The sequence below is a fragment of the Methylobacter sp. genome, assembly GCF_023227905.1.
Classification (GTDB): domain Bacteria; phylum Pseudomonadota; class Gammaproteobacteria; order Methylococcales; family Methylomonadaceae; genus Methylobacter_A.
In genome coordinates this window covers 1-18,396 of record NZ_JALOCF010000057.1, presented here as the reverse complement: position 1 = coordinate 18,396, position 18,396 = coordinate 1, and the positions used below count along the sequence as shown (strand labels likewise).

Genomic DNA, 18,396 nt, shown 5'->3' with positions numbered 1-18,396 from the left:
AAACCAACTGTCCAACTGCGTTAGTCCGGTTGATGTGGTTTCTATTGCAAAATTGTTATCGTCTAATGATCTGTCGAGTCTTGCATTGTTTTATCAGCAGCTTCTTTTTGCTGTTGCGACAAATAAGTTCCACCCATAATTATCGTCATAATTAAAAGATAAACTACTGAAGCGATACGTCTGGCTTTCTTTCCTTGCTCATAGCTGTTCATGATTAATACCTGAAATCTTAAAAAGCGGGAATCATACAATACTTGTAAATTTAAGTAATAGAGAATTCTCGGCAAGGGGCTGCTCAAATGGTTTTTTACAAGGCATTGATTTTGTGCGCTTAAGATAAGCTTAAGACTTGTTAAGTTAAAATTGGGCCAGATTTAAATAAAAAAGGCTCTATCCTATGAATAAAATCATGCTAGCAGTTCCTGTTTTTTTAATATGCAGTTATTTTGTTGCCCCTATACAAACAGTCGAAGCGTCCGAACATCGCACCGCTCATAAGGCTTCCAAACACTCTCAGGCAGCAACTCATAAAATCAAGCATCAGCCAGACGGCCATCAAAGCACAGTTTCCTGGTATGGCTCTGAGTTTCACGGCAAAAAAACCGCCAGCGGCCAAAAATACGACATGTATGCCATGACCGCCGCACACAAAACATTGCCTCTCTTGTCTTACGCCAAAGTAACCAATCTGAAAAACCACCGTAGCGTTATTGTTCGGATCAATGATCGGGGTGCTTTTTATGGGAAAAGAGATATGGATTTATCCTATGCTGCCGCAAAAGAACTCGGTATCCGGGGAATAGGATCTGTAGAAATTACACCGATTAGCCGTAATGAAGCAGTATCGTCATTAAATAGTAGTGTTAAAACCAATAAACATAGTTAATTTGATATTCTGAAAAATCAGGATAACACTCTTTTTCCTCAAAAAGCTTAGGCATAGCCGGGGTGACAGGGTCAACCGCTATGCCAGCAAGCAAATTCAATATACAGCCCGTCCGGCTGGCCAAACCAAATTTCTTAATGCGTATTTTCAGCGCAGCTAACTAAATAAATAAGTTCGTTTCGCAGTTTATAAGCATGGTTTATGGATTGATGCCTGAAAACCAGCGTGTAGTCTTATGGATTAAGGCTCGGGTCGTGTAAAATACGGCAAATAATGGCAATAGCCTTCGACCCATTCAGCAACGCAGGGATTTTTTAAAGAGCATGTTAGAAATCAACGAAACTTTAGTTATTTATCATGCCGACTGCTTGGATGGTTTAGGCGCCGCATGGAGCGCATTTTGCAAATTAGGTAATCAAGTCCGATATATTCCGGCGCGCTATGGCGACGCTATTCCCGATTTCGAGCCAGGAGCAATCCTCTATATATTAGATTATTCATACTCGCCCCAGCAATTGGTCGATGCCTCGGCGAAGGCAGGTCAGATCATCCTGATTGATCACCATATGACCGCCATGGAACAATGCGATGCCTTTTTTAAGGTACAGCCAACTCCTGAAAACCTGTCGATTAACTTTGATATGTCCCGAAGTGGTTGTGTTTTAGCCTGGCAGTATTTTTTTCATGATCTAAAACCACCTAAAATCCTCTTGCATATCGAAGACCGCGATCTTTGGCACTTCAAACTGGACGGCACCCGTGAAATAACCACCGCGCTGTATGAAAGAATGCCCATTACTTTTGCCGAAATAGGGGGGCTTGATCTGGCGGAGCTATTGGCAGTAGGGCGCATACAGGTTGAGCAATTTGCAGGGATGGTGAAAAGGCTTGCCAAATCTGCTCATAGCGTCACTGTGGCAGGGCAGGTTGGGCTCGCCGTTAATGCGCCATCATTTTTCTCAAGCGACCTTGGGCATGTGTTGGCTGAAAAATCAGGCACGTTTGGGATGACGTATCAATATGACGGAAGAAAGCGGCAGTGGACCTTCTCGCTCCGCTCAATCGGTGACTATGATGTAGGCCATCTGGCGTTAGGTTTTGGCGGAGGAGGGCATAAGAACGCAGCCGGTTTTGCCTTGGATAGCAACCCATTTTTCTAGGTTCTGTGCGGGGTGAATGTTGATCAGATCCTGTTAATCAGTATCGAATAATGTCCGGTAGCTCCGTATCCATAATATATAATATGCCAACTGAATTATTAGTAACTGTATAGCAGGGAACTTCCAATGAGCATTATTCGTCAAGACGATCTTATTCAAAGCATTGCCGATTCTCTACAGTTTATTTCATATTATCATCCGCTGGACTTTATCAAGGCCATGCATGAGGCCTACCAGAAAGAAGCAAATCCGGCAGCCAAGGATGCGATGGCACAAATCCTGATCAACTCTCGAATGTGCGCGGAAGGCCATCGTCCGATTTGTCAGGATACTGGCATTGTTACGGTATTTTTAAAGATTGGCATGAATGTTCAATGGGACGCAGATATGACTGTCGCCGATATGATCAATGAAGGCGTTCGGCGCGCTTATCTGCATCCTGATAATGTCTTGCGCGCTTCGATACTCGCCGATCCGGCCGGTCAACGCGTCAACACCAAAGATAACACCCCGGCGGTGATACACATGGAAGTCGTGCCCGGCGATACGCTCGATATCGAAATAGCCGCTAAAGGCGGTGGGTCTGAGGCCAAGGCGAAGTTTGCGATGCTCAATCCTTCAGACAGTATCGTTGATTGGGTATTGAAGGTCGTTCCTACCATGGGAGCAGGTTGGTGTCCGCCCGGCATTCTGGGTATAGGCATAGGCGGTACAGCTGAAAAAGCGATGCTTATGGCAAAGCAAGCGTGTATGGGATCGATAGATATTCATGAGTTGATCGCGCGCGGCCCTGGCACTAGGCTTGAAGAGCTGCGTCTTGAACTTTATGACAAAGTCAATGCGCTGGGTATCGGTGCTCAAGGATTGGGTGGCCTTACTACAGTGCTGGATATAAAAATTAATGACTATCCGACCCATGCAGCCAACAAGCCGGTTGCGATCATTCCAAACTGTGCTGCGACCCGGCATGTGCATTTTGTTCTGGATGGCAGTGGTCCTGCCGAATTTAAAACGCCGCGTTTAGAAGATTGGCCTGAAATTACCTGGGACGCAGTCGCTACTGCGCGTAGGGTTAATTTGGATGTCTTGACTCAACAGGATGTGGAGAGTTGGAAGGCGGGCGAAACTTTATTGCTTAGCGGTACCATGCTGACCGGCAGGGATGCGGCTCATAAGCGTATGGCCGAGCTTATTGAACGAGGCGAAGCATTGCCTCAAAGCGTAGATTTCATCAATAAGTTCATTTATTACGTGGGACCGGTCGATCCGGTTCGCGACGAGGTAGTGGGTCCTGCCGGTCCTACCACGGCAACGCGCATGGATAAATTTACAGAATTGATGTTGGACAAAACAGGTTTGCTCGGAATGATTGGCAAATCCGAGCGAGGGGCCGAGGCGATTGCCGCCATTAAAAAGCATAAAGCCGTTTATTTGATGGCGGTTGGTGGTGCGGCTTACCTCGTGTCAAAAGCCATACGCAAATCTCGTGTTGTCGCGTTTGAAGATCTTGGCATGGAAGCCATTCACGAATTTGTTGTTGAGGATATGCCGGTTACGGTGGCGGTTGATACGGCAGGCGTCTCAGTGCATCAAATCGCGCCAAAGATCTGGCAAGCCAAAATCGGCAAGATTCCCGTTGCTGAGGAAAGTTAAATTTGTTTGTTTAGTGGTCTGACGGGGTTTAAAGCTAGTGGTTTCAGCAAAACGCTGGATAAAAATGGCCGTAAAGATCGCGTCGAAGGTCGGGCCCCCCGCTTGAAATTATAAAAATGTACCCCCATTGTATTTTGTGGTTGCAAGGTAATATCAGGAAAAACTCAAAATGTGCACAGTTTTAGCTAAAAATATTCTGAAACTGGAGTATTGATTTGTATTGATTTGTAATTGCAGTTATCTTAATCAATAGTTTTAAAATAATAAGGAGAAATCGGATGTCAAAAGGTCAAAATTTACAGGACAATTTTTTAAATGCACTTAGAAAAGAGCATACGCCTGTTTCTATTTTCCTTGTTAACGGGATCAAGTTACAGGGTAAGGTAGATTCATTTGATCAGTACGTGGTTATGCTAAAAAACACCTCAAGCCAGATGGTTTACAAACATGCTATATCTACCATTGTGCCGAGTAAAGCTGTAAAGCTGACTCATGATAATGAATCCGGCGACGAATAATTAACCCTTGGCGTGCGCGTGTTCATTGCTGCCGGCAAACCCGTCACGCAGTAGCATCCACACGAAAAATAAAAGTTTTTACAATTGTTTCTATGGGGTATTTAATTGTTTGATCGTCCCGAATCAGGCGAACGAGCTGTGCTTGTTCATTTGACACTTCATTCCATGCAGGAAGATCTTTTAGAATTAAAAGAGTTGGCTAAGTCCGCAGGAACAGATCCTGTTTATGTTGTAACAGGCAGTCGTAAAAAGCCTGATCCAAAATATTTTGTCGGCAAAGGTAAGCTTGAAGAACTTAAAGGCATTATCGAAACCTATGAAGCCGATATCGTTTTATTTAATCACCCGCTTTCACCCAGCCAGGAGAGGAATCTTGAGGGGTTCTTGGGCGTTCGGGTGGTTGATAGAAACGGGCTGATTCTTGATATTTTTGCCCAGCGCGCGCAAACTTTTGAAGGTAAATTGCAGGTTGAATTAGCCCAATTACAACATCTATCGACACGGCTGGTCCGGGGCTGGACACATTTGGAGCGTCAAAAAGGCGGTATCGGGCTTCGTGGGCCGGGTGAAACTCAGCTCGAAACCGACAGACGCTTATTGGGTTTGCGCATTAAGCAGATTCAACAGCGTTTAGATAAAGTTGATAAGCAACGGCATCAAGGGCGCAGTAAAAGAAAAAAGGCTGAAGTTCCATCGGTTTCTTTGGTGGGTTATACCAATGCCGGTAAGTCGACCTTATTTAATAAGCTGACCGGTGCGGACATTTACGTAGCGGATCAGTTGTTTGCTACCTTGGATCCGACCTTGCGCAGTTGCAAACTGCCCAACAATAGCGAAATTGTGTTGGCCGACACTGTGGGTTTTATACGTCATTTACCGCATGAGCTGGTGGCGGCGTTCAAATCTACGTTGCAGGAAGCCACTGAGGCGGATTTATTGTTGCATGTTATCGATGCCAGCAGTGAGGACAGGGCTGAGACGATTTACCAGGTCAAGCAGGTACTTGAAGATATCAAGGCTAATGAAGTCAGGCAACTTGAAGTTTTCAACAAAATAGATTTATTGCCCGATATCCAACCGCGGATTGAGCGGGATGATGTCGGTAATCCTGTTCGGGTATGGTTGTCCGCCGAAACCGGAGCTGGTGTTGACCTGCTTTATCAGGCGCTGGCCGAGATATTTTCAAATACCAAAGTTAAAGTAAAGTGTTACTTACAGCCCGATCAAGGGGATATAAGGGCGAAATTATTTGCATGTGCCAAAATAATTAGCGAGAAAACTGATGATTTTGGTGCCTGTGAACTAGTGATTGAAATTGATACAAAATATTTGGGCGTACTAAGATCTGTCGAAAATGAAAAAATGCTTTAGTAAAGGCGAAAGGGATCGGAGGTTTTTAAGCTTTAGCCTTGTGTCTTTCGCCTTTTACGGATAATTACGATAGAATACAAGCATGATTCAGTACGCTTAAGGAATGGTAATTCGTTCTGAAAGTTGAAATCATCCTGCGGGATGTGTGAAAGTTTAAGTAACCTATATGGAGTAAAGTTATGTCCTGGAATGAGCCTGGCGGCGATAAGAAAGACCCCTGGAGCGGTCGTGGTGACCAAAAAGGGCCACCCGATCTAGACGAAGCAATACGTTCGTTGCAAGAAAAGTTAAGTGGTTTTTTTCGCGGCGGACAAGGAGGCGATGGCAGCTCTTCCGGTACTCCTCCATGGAGAAGTCTTGGCTACCTCGTTGTGGGCGCATTAGTCTTATGGGGGCTAAGCGGCTTTTATATTATCAATGAAGGTACGCATGGTGTTGAAACCCGGTTCGGTAAGTATGTTGCCACGACCCAATCGGGTTTGAATTGGCATTTGCCTGCGCCGATTGAGCGGGTTGATATCGTTGATGTCAAACAACAGCGCTATATCGAAGTAGGTTACCGTAGCGGTGGAACTGAGCAGGGCCTTGGTTCGGTGCCGAAAGAAGCGCTAATGCTGACTAAAGATGAAAATATTGTCGACATTCGTTTGGCAGTACAGTACCAAGTTAAAGATGCAAAGGACTTTGTGTTCAACATAGTAAATCCTGCCGCTACCTTAAAACAAGTCACTGAAAGCGCGCAACGCGGTGTAATTGGCAGCAGCGAAATGGACTTTGTTTTAACCGAAGGCCGCAGTGAAGTTGTGGCCCAGATTAAAAAGGAAATTCAGGAGGTTATGGATAATTACAAATCAGGTATCCAGATTACCAGTGTCAATCTTCAAGATGCACAGCCGCCTGAACAGGTACAAAACGCATTCGAAGACGCCATTAAGGCTCGTGAAGATGAGCAACGCCTGATTAATGAGGCTGAAGCCTATTCTAATGATGTTGTGCCGAAGGCACGTGGCGCTGCGGCAAGGAAAATACAAGAAGCCGAAGGCTATAAAGAACAGGTAATTGCTCAGGCAGAAGGTGAATCCAACCGTTTTTCCAAATTGCTTGCGGAATACAGCAAAGCGCCGGATGTGACCAGAAAGCGTCTATATATTGAATCCATGGAATCCGTATTCACTGGAACCAATACCGTTATGGTTGACGTTAAAGGCGGCAATAACATGCTTTATTTGCCATTAGATAAAATGATTCAGCATCAGCCTTCGATTCAACAACCCAATGTTCCTCAAAGTACAGCGGAACAACCTGCTCAGACATCGGTTGAATCAGCACAACCTCCCGCTGTGCGCACTACAACTCGCGGCCGTGACGCAAGGGGACGCTAATGACACAGAATAAAATATTGGTAAGCTTGGGCGCATTGTTGTTCATCATTATGATGTGCGTATTTACCGTCAGTGAAACAGAAAAGGCAATCAAGTTTCGTTTGGGTGAGATTGTAAAGAATGATTACGAGCCTGGACTGCATTTTAAATTGCCGGTTATCAACAATATAAAAAAGTTTGATAAACGCATTCAAACGATGGATGCCAAGCCGGAACGGTTTTTAACCGCTGAAAAGAAAAACGTTATTGTCGATTCTTTCGTTAAATGGCGTATCGGTGACGTGACCACTTTTTACACGGTAGTTGCAGGTGATATAGACCAGGCTAATTTGCGCTTGGATCAAATCATTAAAGATGCTTTTCGGGGAGAGTTTAGTAAGCGAAATATCAAACAACTGCTGTCAACAGATCGCCAGGTTATTCGTGAAGTGTTGATTAAAAACGCTAAACCTCTTGCAGCTAACTTGGGCATGGAAATTATAGATGTTCAAGTCATGCGAATTGATTTGCCGGATGAAGTCAGCAGTTCCGTGTACCGTCGAATGGAAGCAGAGCGTGAACGAGTTGCCCGCGAGTTTCGTTCGCAGGGTGCGGAAGCGGCGGAAAGAATTCGTGCCGATGCCGACAGGCAACGGGTTGTCACTATGGCGAATGCATTCCGTGATGCGGAAAAAATTCGCGGTGAAGGCGATGCAAAATCTGCCGAAATCTATGCCAAAGCCTATGGCGAAGATGCTGAATTTTTCACTTTCTACCGCAGCTTGAATGCTTATAAAAAGACATTTTCGAGTTCAAGTATGATGGTGCTTGATCCCGATTCAGACTTCTTTAGATATTTTAAACAGCAGAAATAATTTAAGACCAGATTCCCAGGCTTTTATGCCTGGGAACCAGTAACCAACGCTCCGCATGCGGGGCGTTTTGTTTGAGTGGACATACAAAACATGCAACAAAAAGACTCTTGGCTTTTGCCCGACGGCATAGAAGAGATTTTGCCGGAAGAGGCTAAGCATCTTGAAAGCTTGCGCCGTAAGATATTGGATACATTTGCTTGCTGGGGATATGAATTAGTTATTCCTCCTTTTATAGATTACCTGGATTCCTTGTTAACCGGTTCAGGACACGATCTGGAATTGCAAACCTTCAAGCTGACCGATCAGGTCAGCGGTGAAATGCTCGGGGTGAGGGCGGATATGACGCCGCAGGTTGCCAGAATCGATGCGCATAATATTAATGCCGAATGGCCGACCCGTCTTTGCTATACCGGCACTATTTTGCATACCAAATGCGATCCGCTTAGCAAAACCAGAAGCCCGGTGCAGATAGGTGCGGAGCTTTATGGTCACGCCGGCAAGGAAAGCGATGTCGAAGTCATAAGCCTGATGCTGGAAATGTTGGCGATGTCCGGGGTGCAAAATGTGCATCTTGATTTGGGCCATGTCGGTATCTATCGGGCATTGTCAAGGCAGGCTGGGTTAACTGACGTGCAGGAAGCAGAATTGTTTGACGTGTTGCAGCGCAAGGCCAGACCGGAGCTTCAGGAATTGATGGCCTGCTACAGCATCGATAGCGAGCTCAAGGCGATGTTCCTGAAACTGCCGGAACTGAATGGCGGTAAGGAAACCATTGCCAAAGCCCGGGCCGTTTTAGCGACGGCTAATGGCGAAGTCAAACAGGCTTTAGCGGATTTGGAGGCGATTGCAGACAAACTGACGGCTAATTTCCCGTCATTACCGGTCAGTTTCGATTTGGCCGAGTTACGCGGTTACCATTATCACACCGGCGTGGTTTTTGCCGCTTTCGTACCGTCGGTAGGCAGAGAGATTGCCAGAGGCGGTCGCTATGACAATATCGGCGCTATTTTTGGGCGCGCGCGTGCTGCGACCGGCTTTAGCGCGGACTTGAAAGTACTGTCGGCACTAGGTAAAGCGTCTTACAAAAAAGAACCGAAAGCCTTGATTTTCGCTCCGCACGGAGACGATAAAGCGCTGCATGAAAAAATCAGGGATTTACGCGCCGAGGGACTGGCAGTTGTTCAGCAACTGCCGGGGCAAACCGGGACTGCACAAGAACTTGGTTGTACATCCGTCTTGGAACAAGATCATCAAAACTGGTTCGTAAGAGCCTTAGCTTAGTTTTTTGGAATAATTATGGGAAAAAATGTTGTTGTCATCGGTACCCAATGGGGTGACGAGGGAAAAGGTAAACTGGTTGATTTGTTAACGGAGCAAGCGGAGGCTGTGATTCGTTTTCAAGGCGGCCACAATGCGGGACATACGCTGGTTATACAGGGGGAAAAGACGGTTCTGCATCTTATTCCGTCCGGCATCCTTCGGGAAAATGTGCAATGCATGATCGGCAATGGCGTGGTTTTATCTCCTAACGCCCTGCTGGAAGAAATTGAATTGCTGGAAAAAGCCGGTATCCCTGTTAGAAACAGATTGTTGATCAGTGAAGCCTGCACACTGATATTGCCGGTTCATGTCGCCATTGACAAGGCGCGCGAAATAGCCCGTGGCAACAAAGCGATCGGCACGACCGGTCGCGGCATTGGGCCTGCGTATGAAGACAAAGCCGCGCGTAGAGGCTTGCGCGCCGGAGACTTTTTGAATCCTGCGGTTTTCGCCGAAAGGTTTAAGGAACTGGTTGAATACCACAACTTCATGCTGACCAATTACTACCATGTTGAGCCAATCGATTATCAAACAGGCCTTGAAGAGGCGTTGAAGCTGGGCGAACAAATCAAGCCCATGCTGACTGATGTCAGCGAGGTTTTGTACAAATACCAGGATCAAGGCAAAAACCTGTTATTCGAAGGCGCTCAAGGCGCTCTGTTGGATATAGATCATGGTACTTTTCCTTACGTGACTTCGTCCAGCACCACCGCTGGCGGCGCCGCTACCGGTACCGGCATCGGCCCTCTTGATCTCGATTATGTACTGGGCATTACCAAAGCCTATTCGACACGCGTAGGAAACGGCCCATTCCCGACCGAATTACATGATGCGGACGGCGATCACTTAGGTACTGTAGGGCATGAGTTTGGCGCTACGACCGGGCGCAAACGCCGCACCGGCTGGTTTGATGCGGTCGCCATGCGCAAATCGGCAAAAATCAATAGCCTCAGCGGCATTTGCTTAACCAAGCTGGACGTACTTGATGGCATGAAAAAAGTCGGTATTTGCAACGCTTACCGGCTTAACGGCACCGTTACTGAAACAGCTCCATTAGGCGCGGATCAGTATGAAGAATGTCATGCAATTATTGAAGAAATGCCGGGCTGGACAGGTACGACCGCGGGCGTTACTGATTTCAATGCGCTGCCTGACAATGCCAAAGCCTATATCAAGAGAATTGAAGAGCTGGTAGGCGTTAAGATTGCCATTCTGTCAACAGGTCCTGATAGAGACGAAACAATTATCCTGGAACACCCGTTCGCCTGAACGGCTGTTGCCTAATTACCTGGAGTTAACATGGCTGAAACAGTAGACGAATTGACAGTAACTTACGAAGACGGCGGCATTGAGACAGTCAAGGAACTGGACAAAAAAGTGCTGACCAAAGGTGCATGGGCTACGGTTATGTACCGTTATCAAGACTGGAATCGAGCCAAGGAAGAATACGGTCCTGATAAATATACTATTCGCCGTTATCAAAAACAAAACGGCGAATACAAGCAAAAATCGAAGTTCAATATTTCCAGCAAAGATCAGGCGAAAGCCATTATCGATGCACTGGAAGATTGGATTAAGTTGGACTAATGGCAATGTAAGGCGCGCTATGCGCGCCTTTTTAGTATTCTATCCTTTGGCGCGCACGGCACGCCCTACATGAAAGTTCATAGTGTCGATCCAAAACTTGAGCAGGCGCATTCGTTAAAATCGGCTTTTAAAATAACAAGCTGCGGATTCACCCAGCACCGGATGTTCAAGATATTCATGAGCAAAACTACCCCCTCCGTTACCCGCATCGCCTTAGCTAGCTTCATCGGTACCGCTATCGAGTTCTACGATTTTTACATCTACGGCATGGCCGCGGCCTTGATTATCGGTCCGGTTTTTTTTCCCGGCGACAACCCAACAACCCAGGCGCTCAGCTCCTTTCTTACCTTTTCCGTGGCTTTCCTTACCCGGCCTTTAGGCGCGACGCTGTTCGGACATTTCGGCGACCGCATCGGGCGCAAGACCACCTTGGTCGCATCGCTGCTGGTCATGGGTATCTCCACCACATTGATCGGCGTATTGCCGGGCTATGACGCTATTGGCGCATGGGCTCCGGCGTTGTTGTGCCTGCTGCGTTTCGGCCAGGGTATCGGCTTGGGCGGAGAGTGGGGCGGGGCGGCGCTGCTGGCGACGGAGAATGCGCCGGAAGGAAAGCGCGGCTGGTTCGGTATGTTTCCCCAACTGGGGCCGCCGGTGGGTTTTTTGTTGGCGACCGGTAGCTTTTTGCTGCTGGCTCATTTTCTGAGCGATCAAGAGTTTAAAGATTGGGGCTGGCGTCTCCCGTTTCTTGCCAGTTCGGTGCTAGTCATGGTCGGCTTGTATGTGCGTCTGGCCTTGGCCGAAACCCCGGTATTTGCCAAAGTATTACAGCAGCACCAGCAGGTCGGTTTGCCGATTAAGAAAATACTTAAATCCCATGCCGCTCCGCTGGTGCTGGGAGCGATGGCGATGGTGGTCTGTTATGCGTTGTTTTATATTTCAACGGTATTTTCTCTGAGCTACGGCACCACCACGCTGCAAATTCCAAGACAGCAATTTCTCGGCATGTTGTGCGTGGCAGTACTATTTATGGCCGCCGCCACGCCGCTATCGGCGTGGGCCGGTGACCGATTCGGACGACGCCCCGTCTTGCTGATCGCAGGTAGTGCCGCATTCCTGTCCGGCTTCCTGTTAAAGCCGATGCTGGAAAGCGGCTCACCGTTGATGATTACCGCTTTCTTGTCATTGGAACTGTTCCTGATGGGAGCCACCTTCGCGCCGATGGGCGCCTTGCTGCCGGAGCTGTTTCCCTCCAAAGTACGCTATACCGGTGCGGGAACCGCTTACAACCTAGGCGGCATACTAGGCGCTTCGTTTGCACCTTATATTGCGCAACGGTTGGTAACCGAGGGAGGGTTGGCCTGGGTCGGCGGTTATGTCTCACTGGCTGCGGCTATCAGTCTGCTTGCTGTGTATTTGATGCGCGAGACTCGTGATAACCATTGGGTATAAACAAGGCCGGAATAGGTGGGCCGTCCAAGCGTTGCGCGTGATAGCGTTTTTGACTTACGGGCTGCATTCTACGTCAACATGATTTATCTTTATATTAGCCAACGATAATGGATACTGATCTTTTCGAATTAAAAAATGCACGAGATTTGTTCTCGGAAATACAAACGGAATTTGTGAATACGATAAGGAGCCAAGCAATCGACTATTTCTATTTTTGGCGTTTTCGCTTAATCACCTGCTGGAGTGGATAGTCGAATCAAATTACGATTCCATAAAAGCAAAAAAAACACTGGGAAAGGAGCTTGGTCGAGCTGAAGAGTTTTGTGTGAAGATGAGGGAGTTGCAGGAATTCGATATAGTGTGACGTCTTTGCAATAGGAGCAAACATTACAAGATACGATCAAATCATAAGACATCTATAACAGAAGGCATGAACTGTAATGGCTCTTGCAACGATTCACTGGACCAAACGTATTATTTGATCGACGGCATTGACTCGCGAAAAATATTTTTTTCTGTATATAGTGAATACTACATTTGGTTTCAGAATAATGACTAGTTTTGAGAACTGTGAGATGTAATGAGCGATCCGGTGTAGGGTACGCATTGCGTACCTTTATTGAGCTTGTGGGGGGGGCGGAAAATGGTACGCGATGCGTACCCTACCTGACTGAATATTAGCCAAAGCAAAATATTTCGAACGGGGCAACATGCCCCGTCCGGCTTTAGTAATAAAACAATCAACTAAATGAATTTATGAAAAACAAAGGATTGGCGATTAATTCTTTCTGTGCCTGGGATGGCGAAACGTTAGTGCTTAATATTCTCGGCCAGCCTAGTGCAAAACAGGATGCCATCGGCAAGGCCAAAGGCAAGCAACTCAAAATCAGCGTTACTGCCGCGCCCGTGGCGGGCAGGGCTACCGATCATATGGTCCGGTTCCTGGCAAAAGAGTTCGGCGTAACAACCAAGGATATTGAAGTTGTGTTTGGCAGATTCAATGTTAATAAACAACTGCGCATTAAATCGCCCAAGAATCTACCTGCTGTAATCAGCAAACATTTATTTCAATGAGAAAGGCCACCCTCTTGAATTCGATGTTTTATTGCCTTGATTAAGTTAGGGGAGAGATAACGAAAAACGCACCAGAGTTAGCGGCTTTGTTAAGTAGGATACTGAGATCTAAGGCTTAAAATATAGGTCACATACAGGTCATAAGCTTGATAAAGTCCTGCAAGCTTTGGCCTTCAATGTCTATAAATGTCGTGTTTTCCGGTTGGATGCTCTGAATCCGGTCCAGCCGGAAATTGCGGAAATCGTCGCGCAGTTCGCACCAGCCGACCAAAGTCCAGACGTTTCCCCAAAAATACAGGCCCAGCGGCCGGATGCGGCGCAGGCTTTGTTCTCCATCGGCACGGCAATAGCTCATCTGTAACAAGCGTTTGCCATCAATGGCTTTACGGCAAATATCCAGGTTAATATCGAGATCCTGGCGCTGATCGAAGCGCAACGAAAACAGTTTGCTGTCTTCGATCTTGTTTCTCAGATCGGCAGGAACGACGGCGGTAATTTTGTCCAGCGCCGATTGCGCCGAATAACCCAGCTCGGTTCCCGCCCAGGTCTTGACCATCCGCGCACCGACGACCAGCGCCTCGATTTCGTTCGGGGTGAACATGATCGGGGGGATGTCGATGGTGTGCCGCAAGCGATAGCCGACACCGGCTTCGCCCTCAACCGGCACGCCGGACAGGCTGATATCTTGAATATCCCGGTAAATGGTGCGCTCGGACACTTCCAGGCGTTCGGCAAGCGTCTTGGCGGTAACCAAGCGCTTGTTACGCAGGATTTGTATGATTTGAAATAAACGGTCGGCGCGTCGCATGATTTTGAATAGGCGGCCAGAACCCTGGCCGCCTACTGATCAATAATGATCAGGACGCAGAATATAAACCGACGCGGTTGCCTTCGCTGTCTAAAAACATCGCGAAGTAGCCGCAGTCGCCGTCATGAATCGGCGTTTTGGGCATCAGCACGCTGCCGCCGTGTTGAACGATCCTATCCAGAGGCGCGCTTAGATCCTCGCCGCCGTTGAAATAAACCACAGCACCGGTTTGGCTAGGCTGGTAATGTTCTCCCAGTACCAGCATTCCGCTGACAGCGCTTTCTTCGGCATTGAAAATAGCCAATTGATAATCGCCCATTTCTTCATCTTTAAAAGTGCTTTGCAGAACATTTTGGTAAAAGTTTTTAGCGCGTTGCAGGTCAGTCACCGGAATTTCAAACCAGGTTGCCACATTATTCATTTTTATCTCCGTGTTTTAAGTGTTAACGAGCGGCTATGGTATGACAGCCTTCCTGACAGCGTGGTGTCAGTAGTGTTTACATTAACGATATTTTTATCCGACCGAATCAAGTCTAACGTGCGCACGCTCAGCAGGAGAGGGAGCCGAGCCGATTTGCAACTGACTGTATTAATCATACAAAAAAAGTTGTGTAAATAGCTATGATCTATCGGGCAATTCGGTCCAAAGCACTTTCGCAGCCTTACAACAAGCCAAGCATCGCGGCTTTTACCGCAGCCGAGGTTTTGTTGGCGGTATTTAATTTGCTGACGACATTGTTGATATGAAAGTTAACTGTCCGCTCAGGAATTTTAAGGATGCTCGAAATCTCGCCAGACGTTTGGCCATCGGCAGCCCAGCGAAGTACCGCGATCTCGCGATTTGATAACTTCACATCGGTTTCCGGCATCAACTTCGGTGTCAAGCATCGCGACATGCCCAAGTGCGCTGTTTGGGTCAGCCAAGCCATTTTGAATTGCTTGGCTTCAAGTTCTGTATCGGAGATTGGCTCATTCGAGCGCGCCAGCAATTATCGGCTTTGATCGTGCGCTTGGCTATGGGCTCAAGAATTCGAGCGGCTTTGGCTTTACTCATCTTGGCCGCATCGGAAAATTTCCGGAGATTACACACCGCTCTGCGTTCAAAGGACAAAACTCATAAAGACAATCGGACGACGATTTAGCGAGGTAAATTCTTGCCAGACAATTGACGACAGACTTATCATGTTAGGCATTTTGAAACAAAGGGTGAACTCATGATTAAACTAGCACAAAACGACAACGAAATAGCCGACTGCTTCCAAGTCATGAAGCAGCTTCGTACGGAGCTTGTGGAAGTTTCTTTTGTTCTCCTTGTTCGAGAGCTAATGAGTGACGGCTATCAGCTGGCCTACCTTCGGGATGAAGCTCAGGTTGTCTGCGTGGCCGGGTTTAAAATTTCAAAAAATTTATTTTTGGGTAAACATCTTTACGTCGAAGACTTGTCAACATTGGAGAGTGAACGATCAAAAAATTATGGGAAACAAATAATGGCCTGGCTTCGTGATCTGGCAGCGTCTGAAAGGTGCAATGCCATATATCTTGATTCCGGCGTTCATCGTCATCGGGCGCATAAGTTTTACTTGAACCGGAATATGGATATTGCCAGTTATCACTTTGTAGAAAAAATTGGCTAATCCGGCAAGGAGAAATAGATGAGTTTATTTAAAGGCAATTGTATGTGCGGGTTGGTTAAATATCAGTTGAACTCCGAACCCCGGTTATCTTTTTTGTGCTAATGAAGACAATGTCAAAGAATCACAGGTTCTGGTCATTTCTTGGTACGGCTTTTTTGGAAGTTATTTGTGGCAGACAGAGAGCGGCGTGAAAAATAGAGAAAGACAAGTACTGATGCTCAGGAGAAAATGATGAATCAGTTCGGCGATTACGGAAAAATTGATGCGCTTGAGTTGGCCAAACTGGTCAGGGATCGCAAACGTTTCCGCACACGAGTTATTGGCGGAGGCAAAGGCCCGTCTGGCGAAGTCACGATTAAAAAACTGGATAACCGCATACCATTTTTAAAGCTTAGTAAGGCACGCGATGCGTACCCTATAAAACTGGAAACATAAGGCATTGTCACTATGTTGGTAGTAAAACTCGCATTGAGATATCGTCAATTCGGTGCCGACGATGGGCAGTTGGTCGTTTATTTCCACGGCACTCCCGGCGCACCTGAAGAATGCGCCGTGTTTGATCAATACGGAAAAGAACACAATCTGACTTTTATCAGTTACAACCGTTTTTCCATTGATCCTAAATTGAAAGGTGGGGCCTATTACCAGCATCTAGCCGATGAAATTATTAATAAAGCCGCTGGGAACGCAGTAGATTTGGTTGGATTTTCAATGGGAGGATTCATCGCCCTGCAAGTATGCCGCCTGATGAGAACTAGTGTGCGGAATCTGCATTTGGTTTCTGCCGCCGCACCGTTGGAAGCCGGTGGTTTTATCGATATGACGGCGGGAAAGTTCGTCTTCTGGTTGGCTCAAAAGCAGCCTTTTGCATTTCATCTTCTAACTCGCCTGCAAGGTTTGATCGCCTCAACTCACCCCAGCCTGGTGTTTCGTATGATGTTTGCGAATGCTGCCGACGAAGACAAGAGGTTGGCGGCCAGTAGCGAATTTCAAACCGCTATTACCGGAATATTGAAATTGTGCTTTACCCGTTATGCGGCAGGCTACGTAAGAGACATCGGGGCTTATGTCCAGCCTTGGAATGACATGCTATCCAGCATTGATATCAATACGCATATCTGGCATGGTGCGGATGACAACTGGTCGCCGGTCGCTATGGCCGAATATTTGCAATCGACAATTCCCGGCTGTAGCTCGACCGAAATTTTTAACGGCCTGTCGCATTATTCATGCCTGTATCGGGCCGCTCCTGAAATATGCCGTCAGTTAGGCGCCGATTCTGGCGGCCAGCACAAATGCAGGGCAGGGATATACGATATAAATTCTCCATTATTTGAGGAAGTAAAATGAAAGGCAGTTGTTTATGCAAAGCTATTGAGTACGAAATCGACAGCATCGATATGCCTATCGCTCACTGCCCCACTGCCGGACTTGTCAAAAAGCGCATGCGGCGCCGTTCGTTTCCACAGCCGGAATAATGCGCGAGCATTTTCGCTGGTTGAAGGGCGAAGACAAGCTTTCATCTTTCGAATCTTCGCCGGGAAAACTGCGTTATTTTTGCTCGCTGTGCGGTTCTCATCTGGTGGCTGAGCGCGTCAACCAGCCTCATGTTATTGTTCGGGTGGCAACGCTGGATGAAGATCCCGGTATCACTCCGCAAATGCATATCTGGACATCGCACGATGTTCCGTGGCTTGGATATGGAGGAAACCCAACTTATCGGGAATGGCAGCCGGGGAGAAAATGAACATAGACATGGAACACTATCTCGATAGCAGCGAGTACATTGATTGGAAACATACTTTGGTGGTCGTCAAGGCAGCGGAGCTTGCCGAGGGCTGTGATTCCGAGGAGGCTGTGGCTAAACGTTGCTTTGAGTTCGTCCGCGATGCCATTAAACATAGCTGGGATTACCGGATGAACCCGGTTATCTGCAAAGCGTCTGACGTATTGTACACGGCACCGGTTATTGTTATGCCAAGAGTCATTTGTTGGCTAAGGGCCAATCCCATTCCTGCAGGGCTTTGTTACCAACGGTTGACGATCGAAAACGATGGCCCGCCTTATTGTCTTCATGGCTTGAATGCGGTCTATCTTGAGCAGCCATGGCTAGTATCGCATTGATGCTCGAGGCAATAAGCCTGGTATAGCCGCGTAGGGTGCGCATCGCGCACCATTTACGAATATCGGAATGGCCTAAAAACCATTGCAATTGGGCAATCCATTTCAGGTATCAATATTTCCAGTACGATTGGATTCTGAAAAGAGGCGCGGTGCGCCCCCTACAATAGCTCATTCTGAGCTGCAACAGATAAAGACTGCGTAACATCAGTTATAATCACGGATGAAATCAAATTGCATACCCTATCGATCAATAATGCATTCACTCCGGTTTAAATTTTCATTAGCGCTTATCATCACCAGTATGAGTGCTGTCATCGTTGTCGGTATTATTGCCCAATGGCGGGTATCGACAAGATTCGATCAAATGGCGATGGAGCGCGCTTTTGGAAATTTCCAAGCGGATGTTACGGCCTATATTGCCTCTTACGGGTCTTGGGACGAGGCGCGACGGGTTGAACGGTTTGGCCAGTTTGTCAGGCGCAGGCGCACGTTAACAGGCACACATCCTGATGAGTCGTTCTTGCCCAGGCCAGAAGACCGGATAGAGCCTGCCGGGCGGCGACTAAAGCCGCC

23 protein-coding genes are annotated in these 18,396 nt (G+C 47.3%); 19 read left to right on the top strand and 4 right to left on the bottom strand.

The genetic code is table 11. The annotated features are described in order from the left end of the window. Positions 1 to 62: 62 nt before the first annotated feature. Complete coding sequence (locus M0R47_RS18225) at positions 63 to 212, bottom strand: hypothetical protein (protein WP_292557446.1); 150 nt, start codon at positions 210 to 212, stop codon at positions 63 to 65. A 185-nt stretch (positions 213 to 397) separates the two neighbouring features. Here M0R47_RS18225 and M0R47_RS18220 point away from each other — a divergent pair, with 185 nt between their 5' ends. The 12 genes from M0R47_RS18220 to M0R47_RS18165 all read left to right on the top strand — a co-directional run bounded on the left by M0R47_RS18220 (position 398) and on the right by M0R47_RS18165 (position 13,257). Next, on the top strand, positions 398 to 886 hold the full coding sequence (locus M0R47_RS18220; RefSeq protein WP_292557444.1) for a septal ring lytic transglycosylase RlpA family protein: 489 nt from the start codon (positions 398 to 400) through the stop codon (positions 884 to 886). Between the two features lie 323 nt (positions 887 to 1,209). After that, a complete protein-coding gene (locus tag M0R47_RS18215; protein WP_292557442.1) occupies positions 1,210 to 2,046 on the top strand; it encodes a DHH family phosphoesterase in 837 nt (278 codons plus the stop codon). Positions 2,047 to 2,172: 126 nt separating this feature from the next. After that, positions 2,173 to 3,699 carry a fumarate hydratase gene (locus M0R47_RS18210; protein WP_292557441.1) on the top strand — a complete coding sequence of 509 codons (1,527 nt, stop codon included), beginning with the start codon at positions 2,173 to 2,175 and terminating at the stop codon, positions 3,697 to 3,699. 278 nt (positions 3,700 to 3,977) lie between these two features. After that, positions 3,978 to 4,217, top strand: coding sequence for an RNA chaperone Hfq (gene hfq / locus M0R47_RS18205; RefSeq protein ID WP_292557439.1), 240 nt, complete (start codon positions 3,978 to 3,980; stop codon positions 4,215 to 4,217). A 105-nt stretch (positions 4,218 to 4,322) separates the two neighbouring features. Continuing rightward, a complete protein-coding gene (gene hflX / locus M0R47_RS18200) occupies positions 4,323 to 5,588 on the top strand; it encodes a ribosome rescue GTPase HflX (RefSeq protein ID WP_292557437.1) in 1,266 nt (421 codons plus the stop codon). Positions 5,589 to 5,767: 179 nt separating this feature from the next. Further along, on the top strand, positions 5,768 to 6,970 hold the full coding sequence (hflK, locus tag M0R47_RS18195) for an FtsH protease activity modulator HflK (RefSeq protein ID WP_292557435.1): 1,203 nt from the start codon (positions 5,768 to 5,770) through the stop codon (positions 6,968 to 6,970). Beyond that, positions 6,970 to 7,824 (top strand): protease modulator HflC, encoded by an 855-nt coding sequence (hflC, locus tag M0R47_RS18190; protein ID WP_292557433.1) that lies wholly within the window; start codon positions 6,970 to 6,972, stop codon positions 7,822 to 7,824. The genes hflK and hflC overlap by 1 nt, the downstream gene beginning before the upstream one ends. Positions 7,825 to 7,914: 90 nt before the next feature. Next, positions 7,915 to 9,105: an ATP phosphoribosyltransferase regulatory subunit gene (locus M0R47_RS18185; protein WP_292557431.1), complete on the top strand. Its 1,191-nt coding sequence runs from the start codon at positions 7,915 to 7,917 to the stop codon at positions 9,103 to 9,105. Positions 9,106 to 9,120: 15 nt separating this feature from the next. After that, positions 9,121 to 10,413 carry an adenylosuccinate synthase gene (locus M0R47_RS18180; RefSeq protein WP_366513246.1) on the top strand — a complete coding sequence of 431 codons (1,293 nt, stop codon included), beginning with the start codon at positions 9,121 to 9,123 and terminating at the stop codon, positions 10,411 to 10,413. A gap of 30 nt (positions 10,414 to 10,443) precedes the next feature. After that, positions 10,444 to 10,731 carry a hypothetical protein gene (locus tag M0R47_RS18175; RefSeq protein ID WP_292557429.1) on the top strand — a complete coding sequence of 96 codons (288 nt, stop codon included), beginning with the start codon at positions 10,444 to 10,446 and terminating at the stop codon, positions 10,729 to 10,731. Positions 10,732 to 10,800: 69 nt separating this feature from the next. Then, positions 10,801 to 12,183, top strand: coding sequence for an MFS transporter (locus M0R47_RS18170; protein WP_292557427.1), 1,383 nt, complete (start codon positions 10,801 to 10,803; stop codon positions 12,181 to 12,183). Positions 12,184 to 12,939: 756 nt separating this feature from the next. Continuing rightward, complete coding sequence (locus M0R47_RS18165; RefSeq protein ID WP_292557425.1) at positions 12,940 to 13,257, top strand: DUF167 family protein; 318 nt, start codon at positions 12,940 to 12,942, stop codon at positions 13,255 to 13,257. A 127-nt stretch (positions 13,258 to 13,384) separates the two neighbouring features. Here the strand turns inward: M0R47_RS18165 and M0R47_RS18160 are convergent, their stop codons facing one another. From M0R47_RS18160 to M0R47_RS18150, 3 genes are all read right to left on the bottom strand, one after another. Next, the gene (locus M0R47_RS18160) at positions 13,385 to 14,065 is read right to left on the bottom strand and encodes a YafY family protein (RefSeq protein WP_292557423.1); all 681 of its coding nucleotides are present in this window, start codon (positions 14,063 to 14,065) and stop codon (positions 13,385 to 13,387) included. A gap of 49 nt (positions 14,066 to 14,114) precedes the next feature. Continuing rightward, the gene (locus tag M0R47_RS18155) at positions 14,115 to 14,486 is read right to left on the bottom strand and encodes a VOC family protein (RefSeq protein ID WP_292557421.1); all 372 of its coding nucleotides are present in this window, start codon (positions 14,484 to 14,486) and stop codon (positions 14,115 to 14,117) included. Positions 14,487 to 14,727: 241 nt separating this feature from the next. After that, the gene (locus M0R47_RS18150; protein ID WP_292557419.1) at positions 14,728 to 14,994 is read right to left on the bottom strand and encodes a LuxR C-terminal-related transcriptional regulator; all 267 of its coding nucleotides are present in this window, start codon (positions 14,992 to 14,994) and stop codon (positions 14,728 to 14,730) included. A gap of 35 nt (positions 14,995 to 15,029) precedes the next feature. Between M0R47_RS18150 and M0R47_RS18145 the strand changes: the two genes are divergently transcribed. From M0R47_RS18145 to M0R47_RS18115, 7 genes are all read left to right on the top strand, one after another. Further along, positions 15,030 to 15,185 carry a DUF4260 family protein gene (locus tag M0R47_RS18145; RefSeq protein WP_292557417.1) on the top strand — a complete coding sequence of 52 codons (156 nt, stop codon included), beginning with the start codon at positions 15,030 to 15,032 and terminating at the stop codon, positions 15,183 to 15,185. Between the two features lie 94 nt (positions 15,186 to 15,279). Further along, positions 15,280 to 15,699, top strand: coding sequence for a GNAT family N-acetyltransferase (locus M0R47_RS18140; RefSeq protein ID WP_292557415.1), 420 nt, complete (start codon positions 15,280 to 15,282; stop codon positions 15,697 to 15,699). A gap of 228 nt (positions 15,700 to 15,927) precedes the next feature. Further along, positions 15,928 to 16,134 carry a hypothetical protein gene (locus M0R47_RS18135; RefSeq protein WP_292557413.1) on the top strand — a complete coding sequence of 69 codons (207 nt, stop codon included), beginning with the start codon at positions 15,928 to 15,930 and terminating at the stop codon, positions 16,132 to 16,134. Between the two features lie 12 nt (positions 16,135 to 16,146). Further along, positions 16,147 to 17,049: an alpha/beta hydrolase gene (locus tag M0R47_RS18130; RefSeq protein WP_292557412.1), complete on the top strand. Its 903-nt coding sequence runs from the start codon at positions 16,147 to 16,149 to the stop codon at positions 17,047 to 17,049. Positions 17,050 to 17,176: 127 nt separating this feature from the next. Continuing rightward, a complete protein-coding gene (locus M0R47_RS18125; RefSeq protein ID WP_292557410.1) occupies positions 17,177 to 17,446 on the top strand; it encodes a GFA family protein in 270 nt (89 codons plus the stop codon). Further along, positions 17,443 to 17,823: a transglutaminase family protein gene (locus tag M0R47_RS18120; protein WP_292557408.1), complete on the top strand. Its 381-nt coding sequence runs from the start codon at positions 17,443 to 17,445 to the stop codon at positions 17,821 to 17,823. The genes M0R47_RS18125 and M0R47_RS18120 overlap by 4 nt, the downstream gene beginning before the upstream one ends. Before the next feature lie 301 nt (positions 17,824 to 18,124). Beyond that, positions 18,125 to 18,396: hypothetical protein (locus M0R47_RS18115; protein ID WP_292557406.1), on the top strand; the 272-nt coding region annotated here is incomplete at its 3' end.